General features: G+C 46.7%; 9 protein-coding genes and 1 pseudogene. 2 read left to right on the forward strand and 8 right to left on the reverse strand.

The window, feature by feature from the left end; genetic code table 11:
- The 3 genes from BN93_RS02030 to BN93_RS02040 all read right to left on the reverse strand — a co-directional run.
- Positions 1–2,201, reverse strand: a 2,201-nt coding sequence (locus BN93_RS02030) for a SusC/RagA family TonB-linked outer membrane protein (RefSeq protein WP_044259570.1), incomplete at its 3' end; no start/stop codon positions are given.
- Between the two features lie 234 nt (positions 2,202–2,435).
- Positions 2,436–4,130 (reverse strand): RagB/SusD family nutrient uptake outer membrane protein, encoded by a 1,695-nt coding sequence (locus BN93_RS02035; protein WP_019186694.1) that lies wholly within the window; start codon positions 4,128–4,130, stop codon positions 2,436–2,438.
- A gap of 30 nt (positions 4,131–4,160) precedes the next feature.
- A complete protein-coding gene (locus tag BN93_RS02040) occupies positions 4,161–7,505 on the reverse strand; it encodes a SusC/RagA family TonB-linked outer membrane protein (RefSeq protein WP_019186695.1) in 3,345 nt (1,114 codons plus the stop codon).
- Positions 7,506–9,392: 1,887 nt separating this feature from the next.
- On the opposite strand from BN93_RS02040, the gene BN93_RS02050 reads away from it, so the two are divergent.
- Both BN93_RS02050 and BN93_RS02055 read left to right on the forward strand, forming a co-directional pair.
- Positions 9,393–10,637, forward strand: coding sequence for an AAA family ATPase (locus tag BN93_RS02050; protein ID WP_019186697.1), 1,245 nt, complete (start codon positions 9,393–9,395; stop codon positions 10,635–10,637).
- The gene (locus BN93_RS02055) at positions 10,615–11,298 is read left to right on the forward strand and encodes a hypothetical protein (protein WP_019186698.1); all 684 of its coding nucleotides are present in this window, start codon (positions 10,615–10,617) and stop codon (positions 11,296–11,298) included. The genes BN93_RS02050 and BN93_RS02055 overlap by 23 nt, the downstream gene beginning before the upstream one ends.
- 224 nt (positions 11,299–11,522) lie before the next feature.
- Here BN93_RS02055 and BN93_RS02060 read toward each other — a convergent pair whose 3' ends face one another.
- The 5 genes and pseudogenes from BN93_RS02060 to BN93_RS02075 form a co-directional block, all read right to left on the reverse strand.
- The gene (locus BN93_RS02060; RefSeq protein WP_019186699.1) at positions 11,523–11,786 is read right to left on the reverse strand and encodes a hypothetical protein; all 264 of its coding nucleotides are present in this window, start codon (positions 11,784–11,786) and stop codon (positions 11,523–11,525) included.
- Positions 11,787–12,068: 282 nt separating this feature from the next.
- Positions 12,069–12,251: an SHOCT domain-containing protein gene (locus BN93_RS18365; RefSeq protein WP_232211073.1), complete on the reverse strand. Its 183-nt coding sequence runs from the start codon at positions 12,249–12,251 to the stop codon at positions 12,069–12,071.
- Positions 12,236–13,075 (reverse strand): SPFH domain-containing protein, encoded by an 840-nt coding sequence (locus BN93_RS02065; protein ID WP_232211074.1) that lies wholly within the window; start codon positions 13,073–13,075, stop codon positions 12,236–12,238. The genes BN93_RS18365 and BN93_RS02065 overlap by 16 nt, the downstream gene beginning before the upstream one ends.
- Positions 13,076–13,167: 92 nt before the next feature.
- Positions 13,168–14,442, reverse strand: a complete 1,275-nt coding sequence (locus BN93_RS02070) for a transposase (RefSeq protein WP_232211075.1) — start codon at positions 14,440–14,442, stop codon at positions 13,168–13,170.
- A 132-nt stretch (positions 14,443–14,574) separates the two neighbouring features.
- Positions 14,575–14,824 (reverse strand): annotated as a pseudogene (locus BN93_RS02075) (succinate--CoA ligase subunit alpha); the annotation flags it as partial.

The raw sequence follows: 14,824 nt of genomic DNA on the forward strand, positions 1-14,824 counted from the left end.
AGTTCTTCCGAACGAATGGTGGGTGAGCTGAACGTTCCCATTTCCTTACCATCTACAACCCATCCCGAGTTTTGCGGTTTCATGATAGACATGTATGCATAGGCGGCCACGTCTTGGTTGCCGATGGTTCCCCAAGAGCCGCGAACCTTAAGGTTGGAGAGTGCGGGCTTGGCCCAGTCCATGAACTTTTCTTCGGATGTGCGCCATCCTGCGGAGAACGAAGGGAAGAAAGCCCATTTCTTTCCGATGGGGAAACGCGAAGACCCGTCGTAACGTAGGTTGAACTCCAGCAGGTAGCGTTGTAGATAGTCGTAGTTGAGACGTCCGAACACGCCAGCGGCCGCAAAATCGTTGTGATAGCTGTAGTTACTGTTGTAAGAGAACTGGTCTCCGTAGGTCATGGCTATCTCGGGAAACTTCTCGCTGTAGAGCTTTTGGCGTTCTGAGTAATGAGAGAATGCTTCTCGTGTCTCGGCATCGAAACCTGCCATTACTTTGAAGTGGTGTTGCTCGGCTAGGTCGAACATATAGGTGGCGTAACCCTTGAAGATGTTCTGCAAGGTGTACTGACTGGACTGCTCAACCATGTTGTGCCACAAACCATAAAGGCTGGTGTAGCTGGAGAAAGGTGCACTGGCAAACATATCGTAGGCGTAAACGGTGCCGCCGTTAAGCTTGCGGGCATCGTTGGTGAACGAGAACGTGTAGTCGAAGTTAACGGAGAGGTTCTTCATCGGCGTTATCTCCGTACCCAGGTTGGTGCGAACATAGGTCGTTGTGGTGTTCTCGCGGTTGCCGTGCTTGATGTCGGTAACGGCCGAACGGAAGGGCTTGCCCTGATAAGTGGCATAGGGATACCAACGCGGCCAACGCAGAAGGTAGAACCAAGCATCGTATTGGCCAGACGTGAAACGATAAGGCTCGTCGTTTTTGGTTCGGGTGAAGAGTACGTTGGCACGAACCTTCCACCAGTCGCGAATGCTCGACGTGATGCTGCTGTGCAGCGTATAGCGGTCGTATTGGTCGCTGTTATATTTCATCACGCCCGTTTGGTTAAGGTAGCTAAGGCTGATGTTATAGGTGGTTTTCTTGCTGCCGCCCGTCACCGAGAGGTTGTGGTTCTGTTGTGGAGTCCATTTTCGGGTGAACTCTTTGATGGGATCGAACGAGCGATAGAAGTAGGTGTTGCCGCCAACAATTTCGAAGTCGCGGCCTTGCTGCATCTCTCCGAGTTCGTCTTGCGACATTCCACCGTATTTGTTTTCCCAATCTTCGAGTTTCTTTATTAGCTCCTCGTCGATGGTGTAGCCGATACTTGTTTCTCTGGTCTTGCCTTTGCTCTTCATTATCTCGAAGATAAAGCGGGCATTGTCTGAGGCTTTCATCTGTTCGGGCATCTTGGTGGGCGTGCTCCACGCAAAGTTGTTAGAGTAGGTTACGTTCACCTTATCGTTGGCTGCGCCCTGTTTGGTGGTGATAAGGATAACGCCCCATGCGGCACGCGTTCCGTAGATGGATGCCGAGGCTGCATCTTTGAGCACCGAAATGGTTTCGATGTCGTCGGGGTTTACCAAGTTTAGGTTGGGAACTTCCACGTTGTCTACGAGGATGAGCGGTGATGTTCCTCCCTCAGCACTAAGCGAACCCACCGAGCCACGTAGCTTAACGGTGCTTTGCGTGCCGACACCGCCAATGCGGTTGGTGATGGTAAGACCTGGGGTTATACCCTGCAAGGCCTTGGCCACGTCGGTGATGGGACGGCTGGCAATGGCCTCTTTCACGTTGACGTTGGCCACGGCACCCGTGAGGTTCACCTTCTTTTGTGTGCCATAGCCCACCACAACAACCTCGCCTAGCTGACTGGCGTTCTCTGTCAGGGTGATGCGCATGTCGGCCCTAGCCGTCACTTGCATGGGATTGTAGCCCACGTAGGTGATGGTTAGCTTGTCTCCTGGGCGTGCGTCGATGGTAAATCGGCCGTTGATGTCGGTCACTGCGCCCACGCCCTTGCCTTCAATGGCTACCGATGCGCCCGTTACGGGTTCGCCGTTTGCGTCGGTAACAATACCCGAAAGGCTTGTTTGCTGTTGCACTGCGTTTGTCGTGCGAGGCGATTGTGCGGCTGCTGCCTGCGCCTGATGTGGGGCGAAGGTGCCCGAAAGGGCTGCGAAAGCCGCGCCTAAATAATAGATTCTTCGCATTTTAAATATGATTTGTTGGTATAATTGTTCTTTTTTGTGAATTGTGTATCGCAGATTGGTGAGTCTGTCTTATTCATGATTTGGCAGGGCACTTGCCATTTTCAGGCAAGTCCCTGCCAAATCTCCTCTTGTTTGCAAGGTGAGGTACAGCTTGTCGGTGGTGTCAGTCCCGCTGTGCCCCATTTGTAGTAGTGTTAGATCTAACCTTTGGAGGGCTCAATCTCTTATTGTTTTCTATTGCCAACCAGGGTTTTGGGTTAATCCACCCAGCGTAATTTGGCCTGTTGGTATGGGATAGAAGTAATATTTCTTATCGAAACGGCGCACTTGATTGATGGTGTTCGAACCAATCATATATCCATTGGGGTTCAGGTCCTCTTCTGGGTTAGTCACATTGCTGAGGTTTGCTCCGAGATAAATGTTGGGATGTTGCTCTGAATCGAGGAGATGGAGCTGGTGCCAACGTATCAAATCCCAATAGCGCGTCCAGTTATCAAACATCAATTCGCATCTGCGTGTACGGCGGATTTCCCACAGTAGATTGCTCACGTTCATGTTATTGGCTGGGTCGGCAGCAGGAGCAAGCTGTATTCCAGGCAGTCCTGCGCGTGCTTGCAGTTTGTTGACGCTGTTGTCTAGGTCGGTTTGCGTGATTGTTCCAAGTTCAGCCTTAGCTTCGGCAAAGTTCAGATAAATGACAGATAGCCAGTAAATGGGACAGTCGGTGTATTGCCCGCCGATGTTATTGCGTTCGTCTACAGTTAGTTCTGTCACATTATCGTATTTGCAGACAGCGTAACCTGTGGATGATGTGAAAGCGCTACTGCCTGCACGTTTGTAGTCGTGGCCTTTGAAAGCAAGAATAGGGTCGATGGTTTCGGACAATCGTTTGTCGCGTACGGCAAGTTGTGCTTCTATGCTGTACTGTCCATCTGCGTTCTTTGTGGCAGCGTCGTCGGTATTCATTGCTGTTGTTGCCTTGGGCTTGCCATCAAGGAAGAGGTACGCATCGAAAGCGTCTTTGGACATTCCGTTGGTTCCACCAGTGTTCATTGTATAGTCGATGGTAGAGTGGTGTAACTTATTCTTAGAGTAAGGCTTATAGAAAATCATCTCTGGATTCTTGCTCAAGTCGGTAGAATTATAGTTGCCTCTATAGCTGTCGTTTAGTTTGTAGCCCTTAGCCATGAGCTTATTGCAAGCGTCAACGCATTCGTTCAGATAGCGTTGTGCCCTGTCTGGATTGGCGGCCTTGCCTGCGTTGTCTTCGGCAGTTCTGTATTTACAATACGTTCCTTCGTATAGCGCAATCTCGGCTTTCATTGCTAATGCCATGTCGGCCGTAAATCTTTGCTTGTTTGTTTGCGTAATGTATTCAGCTGCAAAGTTAAGGTCGTTCAACACGCTGTCCATCACGATGTCGCGGTCAATCCTCGGACCGTATAGAATATTGTCGTCTTCGGTTGTAACCACGGTGTTGATGAAGGGTACGTCTCCGTATTGGCGCACCAGCTGATAGTAGGTCCATGCCCTGTTGAGTTTGGCAATACCCTCATAGTTGGCTTTCGTTTCGTAATCTAGTGACGACGACCGCAGGCCAGTTAGTACATAGTTGGCATGGCGCACGTCTTCGAATGAGTATTTCCAGTCTGAAGACGATGCCACAACATTAGTATATTCCCAGTTGTTGTTGGAAAAGTTTACTTGGTCATCGCCCAACGTCTTGAAGTAAAACCATCCGTACGAACCTCCGTTTCCGTAACCCGTATAGTTATTGAGGAAAGTGTTGCACTGGTTATCCAAGTTGTCGGTGTTGCTCCAATAAGAAGGAGTATTGGTGAACGTATCGTCTGGGTGTATGTCTAAGAAACTATTGCAGCTTGCCAGCGCACCCATCACGATGATACCGCATATCAATATCTTTTTCATATTTCTAATGCTTTAAGATGGTTCTTGTAGTTATAATGTTACCTGCATGCCAAACGAGAAGGTGCGGGTTATGGGCGCGGTACGTCCCCAGCCGCCAAACTTAAGTCCTGCACCCGCATTTATTTCGGGATCTACGGGCAGGTCGTTGCCTTTATACAGTAAGAAGAGATTGCTAGCACTGAAGTATATGCGTGCCTTTTGTATGTAGGCCTTGCGCGTTAGCTCTGTGGGCAGAGTGTAACCAAGAGTTACGTTCTTTAACCTTAGATACGACATGTCGGTGAGATATCGTGATTGCGGGTAATAGTTGTTCGTTCCATTTTCTATTCCCGATATTGTTCCTGTCCCCTCGTTGCCGGGATACAGGCGTGGATACTTGTTGCTTTGGTCAATGTCGTAGCCCTTAATGGTTTTATAGTCTGCCGAAAAGCGCACCTTGTTGTAGCTGGTTTGGTGCGCGTAGAGTGCCAAGTCGGCCTTGCGCATCAGTGGGAAGTTCATTGAAGAAATAGTCCATGCGTCGCGTTTGCCCACACCTTGGAAGAACAAGTCCAGGTCGATTCCTTTCCACGAACCACCAAGGTGGAAACTATATTCGTAACGCGGCAAGAAGTTACCTATCACCTTGAGGTCGCCATGATTGTCGGCTGTACCTTTACCTCCGTCAATGACACCATTGCCGTCAAGGTCCTTGAACTTCACGTCACCTGGTCCGTAGTGGAACGAGCCTTGTTCCAGCCCCTTTTGCGAAGCAACGCCTTTGGCGTAATTCCAAGTGCCGTCAGGGTTTTTCCCCGTGAAGTCGCTCTCTTCGAAGTAACGTTCGGTTTCAAATCCCCAGATGTCGCCATAGTTTTTGCCTGAATAGTTGGCATTGAGTAGCATAGATGGATTGTCCCACTTTACCACTTTCGAGCGCGAATCGCTCAGGTTGAAGTTGGCGTACACGTTAAACTCGCCGAAACGGTGATGCCAGTCTACGGTAAATTCCCATCCGCGTGTGCGCAAGGTGCCTGCGTTAGATACGGGGGCGTCGGCTCCCAGCACCTGTGGAAGCACTTTCGAGGGAGCAAGCATGTCACGATTTTCGCGTTGATACCAGTCGAAACCCACCATCAACTCGTTGTTAAGGAAACCTAGGTCGATGCCTATGTCGGTGGTTCGGATGCGTTCCCATGTGAGGTTCTTTGCCACGAGGTCGGGCATGTTGTACATGGTTAGCAGGTTGGCATTAGGCTTATTGTTGTCCACCCAGTTCACATACTTGTCTTCCATCTGGCTAATCAGCTCTTCAAACATGTAATCGCCTACGGCTTCATTGCCTATTTCGCCCATTGATGCACGCAACTTACCATTGCTCACTACATTCTTGAGGTTCTTAAAGTATGGTTCCTCGGTGAAACGATAGCCTAACGACACCGAGGGGAAGAATGCCCAGTGCGCATTGTGTGGAAATCTAGAAGAGCCATCGTAACGCCCGTTGATTTCCAAGAGGTAAATGTCTTTGTAGTCGTAGTTAATTCTGCCGAAGAAACCTGCAGATGCGCGACGCGTATGTTTCGAACCAATGTCCTGTCCGTCCTTCATTGCTAGGTTCAGTTCGGGCAGTGCTTGGTCGAACAGTATGTTTCTGCTGCCTTTGAGATAGATGTATTCCACTTTCTCTGCATTGAAACCTGCCATCGCCTTAAGATTGTGGCTTTGTGCAAAAGTCTTCTCGTAGTCCATGTAGGCGTTAAGTGTCCACGTGTTTTCTTTCGAGTTGTCTTTCCACACGGAAGTTTTTTCTTTCTCCACGATGTAGGTAGGATTGGCGTCTAACCAGTTGATGCCGTAAACAGAGAAGTCTTGCGAGCCTCTGTTCATATTTTGGATGGCGTAGGTGAAGTCGGCATTAAATGTTAATCCCTCCATGATGTTCGCTTTGACAAATGCGTTCATGCGAGTGAAGTCGGTAGCGGTCTTCTCCGTAGCTGCCTGTTTCAGCTGTGCCAGCACACGTGTGTCGTGCCCGCCGATTGTGCCTGAAGGGATGAAGAACGAACCCCAGCGCCACAGATATTGGTACACATTGTTATATGTGTCGGGGCGTTCGTAGTCGCGACGCGTATAGTTAAAGCGTGCTCCCACCTGTAGCCAATCGTATAGGCTGCTGGTTACGTTAACCGTAGCATTGTATTTGTCTAGCTTGTCGGGACGTATCTTCATGATGCCGTCCTTGTGGTCATAGCCAAAGGAGATATAGTAAGAACTCTTCCCCGACGAGCCTTGTATCGACAAAATGTGACTTTGTGAGGGAGCGGCATTGTTGTAGAAAATCTTGTTCACATCCCAGTCGGCATAGTAGTAAGGCTTACCGTCGATGAATGCATAGTCGCCCACGTTGTTCTCGTCTACGTATGGACGCATCTCACGATAGCTTGTTTTGCCCCCATTTTGCTGTTTCCACTTTTCTGCGAGGGGCAGCAACTTATTGAAATGCATGCCAAATAGCTCAACCGTGTATTCTTTGGCATTGGCTTTACCTTCCAAGGCTGCTCTCAATTGTGTGGGAACGTCGGGATAATCAGGGATGAAGGTTGCCTGGTCCCATGCGAAGTTGTTGCTGTAAGTGATGGTCGAGCGTTCCGTGGGATGTGCTCCCTTTGTTTGTATCAGTATAACGCCGAAGGCGGCCCTTGTTCCATAGATGGATGTAGAGGCTGCATCTTTAAGCACCGAAACGCTTTCGATGTCTTGCGTGTTAAGGAACGAGATGTCGTCCATGGGCACGCCGTCTACAACGATGAGCGGGTTGCTTGTGGCATCGTTGCTCAACGTTCCCACACCGCGAATGCGCAGGGTGGGCTTGCCGTTGATGTCGCCGTTGTTGCTGATGACCGACAATCCTGGAACGGCACCTTGCAAAGCCTTGGCCACATCTTGTTGTGGGCGGCCTGCCATTGTCTTTGATAGGTCCACTGTGCTTACGGCTCCCGTAAGGTTGGCTTTCTTTTGCGTGCCATAGCCCACAACAACCACTTCGGTTAGTTGCCCTGCATCTTCTTGCATCTCGATTTTCATCGACTCGGATGCTGCTATGGTTACGGTTTTGTAACCTACGTATGAGATGGTCAACTTAGCGCCGGGGCGCACATTGATGGTAAATCGCCCGTTAATATCGGACACGGCACCCACGCTCTTCCCCACCACGGCAACAGATGCGCCGGTGATGGGTTCGCCTTGTGTGTCGGTAATCACGCCCGTGATGGTGTTCTGCTCTTGCATTTCGGTCACGGTTGCCGTCCCCTTTGTTTCTTTTGCCGCTGCCGTGAGCGTTGTCCACGGGGCGGTGAGGGCAGCCAGCATTGCACATAAACAATAAGCTTTTTTCATAAGGACATTATTAGGTAGCTACGTTGTGAAAGATACCAGCGCTTTCTTTTCGTTTTCCACGGAGTGGATTTCCTTTCCGTGGCGCGGATTTGACGTACTGGCACATGTTCGCTCGGTATGCTGTTGTTAATGTAATTGTTTAGCATCTACGACCTTTTCATCTTTATAGGTCTGGGTATCATCGATTGTTTGTAGCAAATTTACCGATTTTTAATATATATAGACCTATTTTTGTGTTAAAAATCATTTATATTACAAGATTTAAGAGTTTTGCGCTAAAAGGTTAATTGGTGTTTAGTTTGGCTCTTTTTCGGTGTTTTTATGGTTTTATTTGCTGGGTGTATGTAAAAAAAGATAGTTTCTTGTGGTTTTTGACTTATGTGCTTATAAATGTTTATTTTTGGCCGCTATCGAAATAAAGATATTTGTTTTCTTTGGGTCGGTAAAATAAATTATTTTATTAAGTACAGCCTCTTTGTAGATAGATTGCTTGAAGAATGAAGGACAAACCGCAGACAGACGGGTTTTACAAGTTGGCAGGTTGGCAAACTAATTAGTTGGCGAGTTGATCGGTTGATTATCAGTTGACGAGTTGACGAGTTGACGAGTTAACAAGAGGATGACTAGTTGGCAAGTAGACGAGTTGATTGACAGTTGACGAGTAGACGAGTTAACAAGTGAGATTTCAGCGGGCAAGTAAAGCTATGAATTTGTCTGCTCGTGCATTCGTTGTCTTGTCCACTCGTTACCTTGTCCACTCGTCATCTTGTTACCTAGTCCACTTGTCCACTTGTTAACTCTTATCTTTGTCCGCTTTTCAGTATAAAATTTAACATTATGGCTGCCCTTTTTGCCCACCAACCGCCCACCTTGTCGCAAAAAATCGATTCTCGCGAAGGTTTGTTTTGATGCAAAAAGGGGGTTGTTGTACATGCGGACAAAATGAATATTTATTTTAAAACACCGCCATTAGAACCCGTTTGGGGGCATTAGCGGCAAAATGGAGTGCGTTTTGCCGCTAAATGCAGTGTGTTTTGGTGCTAAATACAGTGCGTTTTGATGCTAAACGCAGTGCGTTTTGGTGCTAAACGCAAGTCAAAATGGTGCTAAATGCAGTGCAAAGTGGTGCCAAATGCAACGCGAAAAGCATAAAAATGCACGGCTAAGGTATAAATATAACCTTTGTTCGCCATTAAAAATATGGCTGAAAAGGGCAAAATGGCCGTTAAAAAGTGGAATTTTAGGGGCTAAAAGTGGGTAATTGGGCTTGAAAATTTACGAGTTGGCAACCAAACTAGAAAGGCAAAATGGTGCAAAATGCGGCTTACGTTCTTGAAAATGGACAAAACAAAAGGCATGAAGGGTAATAAATGGTAGTTATTTGCCTACTTTTTAACCTATGTTTTCGCTAGAACGGCGTGAAAAATAGAGCGATATTGTAAAATAAAAATTAATAATTTAAGATCTCGAGTTGATGAGTTTTTGAGTTGATGAGTTGATGACGTTGTTAGTTTGTGAGTTGACGAATTGGCGAATTGACAAGTCAGGAGGGATAGGTGATGATTGGCGTAGTTCACAGACTTATTGGGTTAAGCCGTGGACAAGTGGATGGGGCGTGCAGTATATTGGCTGACAAGTTTACAAGTTAAAGCCGCCTAGACTTTTCTCCCTTTCTTATATTCATTGGAAGGATTAGTATGTATGCTGTATAGCGTTTCATTCCTTTCAGCTTGGGAGCGTTGTGTCAAAGCTGTTGTAAGCGCATTTCATGTATGAATTTATCCTATATATTCCTTTATAAACCCGAAAAAAATATATATACTAGTATATAAATCACGATTATTTTGTAAATTTGCATTGCAAATATATCTTAGTAAACATATTGACATGAAGCAGTTGGTGATTAAGAATGTTGGCCCAATTAGGCAAGTACATATTAAATTAAACAGGTTTAATTTCTTTATCGGCCCACAAAGCAGCGGTAAAAGCACTGTTGCTAAGATTCTTAGTAGCTGTATGTGGCTGGAAAAGGAAGTACTCACCACACTTAACGACAAGGCGATAGCAGATGGTGCTGCATTTGTGCGACTGGTGGAAAGCTTTCATAAGATTGAGAGCTATTTTGGAGACAGCTCATTTGTGCAATACGACACCGACTTCATATCTATTTTGTACAATAATAAGGATATAAAGATTACTCGTAAAGAGAACGAAGATTATCATAGAGAGAAAATCTGCTATATTCCCTCAGAACGTAATATAGCGACCTTACCCGAATTGCAGGGCTTTGAGTTCGGGCATACAAACCTTAGAAGTTTCTTGTTCGATTGGTTTAACGCTAGAGAGTTTTTTGTTGCGGGAAATAAAACGGATGTTCTTAATTTGGGTATGAAGTATTTTTATGACTCAGAGCAACCGCGACAGAAAGACAGAATTGAGCAGGTAGATGGTCAAGCTTACCAAATTGCGCTGTCGTCGGCATCTAGTGGTTTGCAATCGCTCACGCCCTTATTGGTTATGCTTCAATATTACACTGACGAATATTTTCGTTCATACAACGAAAAGAAGTCTTTTGCTACTGATACGAAATTTAAAAATGCGGTAGAAAGCTTGCTTAACGAGTTTAATAAGAACAAAGAAAAAAACAACTTAAAATATGAAGAGCAACCAAACTTGGCACATGAAGTAGGCATAAAGAATTTTATAGAGTATCTACAAACCCAGTTGCTTAGCACTAAAATACTTTCGACTTTTTCAAGGCTAATGGTTCCGCATAAAACTTCTTTTATAATTGAAGAGCCTGAGCAGAATTTGTACCCTTCAACACAGATGGATTTGCTGGATTTAGTGGTTGAACTGTGTAACGGAGAAAAGAAACACCATTGTACAATTACCACCCACAGCCCCTATATTTTAAACAAACTAAATCTGTTGGTCAAACGATTTGATGTGGGTGTAAAGGGATTAGCCGCATTAAATTGGGATGAGCTATCTGTCTGGGCAGTGAAAGACGGTGAAGTGCGCGACCTGAAAGTGCGAAATGCACACCTCATTAATCCCGAATACCTGTCGGAACCCTTAGATCGAATATATGAAGAATATGAGCAATATGAAACAGCTACTAGAGAATGATTTTCTGAAACACTATGGAGTAACTTCTACCATAGCAATTGATTGCTTGAGTATAATAGATGTTGACTTCGACCTTGACGATGAAGGCTCGCCTATCAGTCTGAAAACACTTGGAAAGGGGAAAGCATCTTTTCATAATGACAATGGTGAACTTGAAATAGTTCACTATGAAGACTTTATCAATCAATGCGCCAAACCGCGTTCTTTCAAAAAGGGGCGTAAGAAGTGCGACTATTTGCTGTATCACACCACAACGCCTAAGACTGTTGTGTTGCTAGAAATTACTTCTGCCCTAGGTTCACGAGCCAATTTAAAAAAGCCAATAACCCACAAAACCACTAACAAGCCTCTATATAAAGGAGGGAAGTTTGAGAAGTGTGAAGACCAACTTTTCCAAAGCCTAAGCACGCTAGTTGAAGTCCCCTCCATTTCAGGAAAACTTAATGAATATACTAGAAGGATTTGTTTGATGGCCTACACCATTAAACCAGTCCAAACCTGGTTACAATTAATATTAAAATTCTGTCGTCCATTTGCAAGGTATTTGGCGATTGAGGCTAAGGAAACGCCTGGAGAAGGAGCTTCTATCGAATGTCCCAGAATAGAAGGCTTAGGTTTCGAATATCGAAGGATAGAGCACCAATATGTATTTAGGCTATAGCACAAAGGCGTTGTGGGGCAGCTAGCTATCATTATTTCCACACGTGATTAACAATGCCATAGCTAGCAGCTTGAATTCATACCTCTTGTACGTAGCCTAGCTAAACGTAAAAGCGCATGGCAAATAGTTATTGATGTTTTACATCAGAAAGTAGTATAGACCAACCCCGCGCTCTATTATATACGGTGAGGGAGCGGGGCTGGTTATTGGGTGAAAAGCACGGCTTACTCTTTCTTTCTTTGGGCTACCTTTCCGCTGTTTTCATCGTATTCCTTTTGCGAACCATGTGTTGCGAAGGGGATGAAGATGAGGAGGAGGATGAGTAGGAAGTCGGCGACACCAACGGTGATGATGATGTTGATGAGGGTATCAACAGACATGTTCCAACCTTCGGGCAGGGTGATGCCCCATATCTTGATGACGGCAAAGAGAGCAACGAGCACGATAAGTAGCACGATGCTCCATGTTATGGCTTTGATGTATTTCATTGTTTGATGAGTTTATGTGGGGGAATATAAGTTGACCAGTTGACGGGTTGACGGGCTTGTCAGTTGACAAGTTAACGAGTTCGCCTGTTGGCGGGTTAACCAGTTGACGGGTTGACAAGTTCGCCAGTTGACGAGTTTGCCAGTTGACGAGTTGACAAGTTGACAAGTTTGCTAGTTGACGAGTTAACCAGTTGATGGGTTGACAAGTTTGGCAGTTGACGAGTTAACCAGTTTGTAAGTTGGCGCGTCGCAATGTTGCTGACGAAGGCGTGCGAAGGCGGCTTAAATCTCGTTGAGCAGTTCGCGTTTCTTCGCTTCGTAGTCGGCGTCGGTAATCACGTTTTCGTCTCTTAGTAGGCGCAGGCGAGCCAGTCGGCGCGATAATTCGTCGCCAGGCGTGTTGCGTTCGTTCGTCAATTGGCTAGCTGCTCCCATCTGCCTGCCCATCTCTAGCCCAACGCCCATTTGTACGCCGCTGCCTGCCAGTCCGCCTTCATTGCGTGCGGCATCGCGCAAGGCACGAGTTTTTCAAGCTCGGTGTAGGTAAGTCCGCCAGCTTGTGCGGCTTTTGCATCGGCTGTAACGTCGGCAATTCGGCCTATTCGCTCTTGTGTTTGTTCGTCGAATAGTGTTCCGTCGACGCGGAAGTCGGTGAGGGTGAAACCCAATTTCTGCGTTTCTTCGTTGAGCAGATTGGCTAGTTCTTGGCCTATTTCGGTGAGGTGTCCGTCAATCTGGTTGTACGAATAGCCCAATTTGTGGATGGTTGTGACGATGTTTTGCGCCAGACGACCTAGCATTAGTTGGCGTATCTCCTCGTTGTCTACCTCGGTTTGTGCGCCAACGATGTTGATGAAGAAGTGCTCAACATCGCTTATTTGGTAGGAGAATGTGCCGTTGGCACCCATTTCTACGGGTATATCGTATTGTGCATCGATGAATTTCACGGGCGATGCTGTGCCCCATTGTTGGTTTGTTACTTGCGCCTTGCGAAAGAAGTAGATGTTGAGCTTGTGTTCGCTTTCGAAGTTTTGGCGCATGTTTACAAGCGTGGTGAAGAAGGGGTGGTTGTCGGTTTTGAGGTTGAAGGTGCCTTCTTCGGTCAGTACGTCTACGATTTTGCCTTCGTAAACCAGCACTGCGCCTTGTCCAGGCCCCACTATCAGCTTGCTGGCGTTCTTTATCTCGTCGGTTTTTGTGGGATATTTGTACCACAAGTATTGCTGTTTGTCGACGTTCCATTGAATTACAGCCGACAGTTGGTTGCGAAAGATATTGGTTATGCCCATGATGTATATATATAATGATATGTGTAACGAAATGGTTTTAATAATGAAATGTGCCTAGAATTTCTTTACGGTGATGGTCTTACCGTTGTTGCCTAGGAACCAAACGCAGCGGTAGTGGATATGAGGAAGCCTTCGGGTGAGCGCACACAGTAGTGTATGTAGTCGTCGTCGAGTTCGGCTGGGGCCTTTATCGACCACTTACGTTGGGCCGTGTTGGCGTCTAACAATTGGTAAATGTATTCGGCATCTTCTTTGGCTGTGGGTTTATATCGTATAAAGAGTTGTGATTTGTCGAACCAAATCACTTTTGGCGAGAAATAGATGGCATCGGGTGTGAAGTCGGAATAGTTGATGAGACGCGCAACTTGGCGACTGTATGTGCTGATGAAGGCTTTTACCGAGCCTGCGTTTCCGAAGAAGATGCCCGACTTTCCACCAAAATCCCTGCACCATCCAAATGACCAATAGTCTGTTTTGGGGTAACCCTCTTGTACGTAGTGCGTGTATTTCACCAATTGAATTTGTTGTTCGGGATACTCGGTGGTTGGTTTGGAAGAGCTGAAAGCCGTTTCAATGGTGGGGTTGGGGAGCTTGGCTTCACAAGCCTCGTAAAGTTCTCTATCGGTGTACACCTTGCCTATGAGCGGCAGGTAGTAACGTTCTTTGCCGAGGTTAGTCATCACCTTGAAACCCTCCGAGTCGCCGCTTTGATCAATTAGTTCTATGCTGGCGAAACCATCTTGTAGCTCGGGTATGGTCTTGTAGGTTGTCATCTCTTTCAGTTCGAAAGAACTTGGGTCTATGGTGTACCACGTACTCTTGTTGATAACCACGTTTATCCAACCGTTGTTGAAGGTTCGCGATTGCACATCGTTAAGCTTATCTACGGGCAGATGTAGCTCTTTTATCTTCTTGTCTTTCTTTATGTCGAACACCCGCATCAGGTAATCGGTCTTTTCATTGCGGTAATCTCCCTTTTTGATGGTGCCAAAAACGGCCACAACAGCCCGTCCGTCTTTGGCGACGAAGGGCATAATGTGCTCGGTGTTGAAGCGTTCTTCCTCTTCGGGGGTGCTGGTAAATAGGCCAGACGATGAAGAAGGGGTGGAGCTACTAAGGCATTTGATGAAGACGGTGGGTAGGAATATGAGACATGCAATGCCGAACACCATTAGCAAAAATTTGGTTTTGCTTATTTGGAAAGGGTCGTCCTTGGGCGCAATGTAATGGTGGTTGATGTTGATGTCGTCGTTATCAAGGAAGAAGTCGGTGGAGCATGCTTCGCATTGGTAATAGTCGGGGCGTGTTTCCTTCACCTTTGTGCTTCCGCAATGTGGGCATTTAATTACTTTGATACGTTTACTCATGTTTGTTTTTCCAATTCTCTGGTGATGTGTTACTGTTGGGTTGTTGGCTAAATAAGGCGAGATGAGATTAGTTTGTGGGGAGGGTAGGGGGCTAGACCGGCTAGCCGCCCTAGCTACCCCACGATAAGCTTGTTAACGCTTTGCTTCTAGTTGCTTTTTAAGCAGCATGGGAATCTCGCTTGTTTCCCTTGCCACGGGTATTCCGGCAGCCTCGAAAGCGGCAACTTTCTCTTTTGCCGTGCCACTTCCGCTCGATATGATGGCGCCGGCATGCCCCATCTGCTTGCCTTTGGGAGCTTCTCTGCCCGATATGAAGGCGGTAACAGGCTTGGTTACGTGTGCCTTAATGTATTCGGCGGCACGTTCTTCGGCATCTCCGCCA

Source organism: Prevotella conceptionensis 9403948 (assembly GCF_000312305.1).
GTDB classification, from domain to species: Bacteria; Bacteroidota; Bacteroidia; order Bacteroidales; family Bacteroidaceae; genus Prevotella; species Prevotella conceptionensis.

Coding starts and splice junctions, on each gene's coding strand:
- BN93_RS02035 (WP_019186694.1), bottom strand. CDS start 4,130: ATGAAAAAGATATTGATATGCGGTATCATCGTGATGGGTGCGCTGGCA.
- BN93_RS02040 (WP_019186695.1), bottom strand. CDS start 7,505: ATGAAAAAAGCTTATTGTTTATGTGCAATGCTGGCTGCCCTCACCGCC.
- BN93_RS02050 (WP_019186697.1), top strand. CDS start 9,393: ATGAAGCAGTTGGTGATTAAGAATGTTGGCCCAATTAGGCAAGTACAT.
- BN93_RS02055 (WP_019186698.1), top strand. CDS start 10,615: ATGAAACAGCTACTAGAGAATGATTTTCTGAAACACTATGGAGTAACT.
- BN93_RS02060 (WP_019186699.1), bottom strand. CDS start 11,786: ATGAAATACATCAAAGCCATAACATGGAGCATCGTGCTACTTATCGTG.
- BN93_RS18365 (WP_232211073.1), bottom strand. CDS start 12,251: ATGGGCGTTGGGCTAGAGATGGGCAGGCAGATGGGAGCAGCTAGCCAA.
- BN93_RS02065 (WP_232211074.1), bottom strand. CDS start 13,075: ATGGGCATAACCAATATCTTTCGCAACCAACTGTCGGCTGTAATTCAA.
- BN93_RS02070 (WP_232211075.1), bottom strand. CDS start 14,442: ATGAGTAAACGTATCAAAGTAATTAAATGCCCACATTGCGGAAGCACA.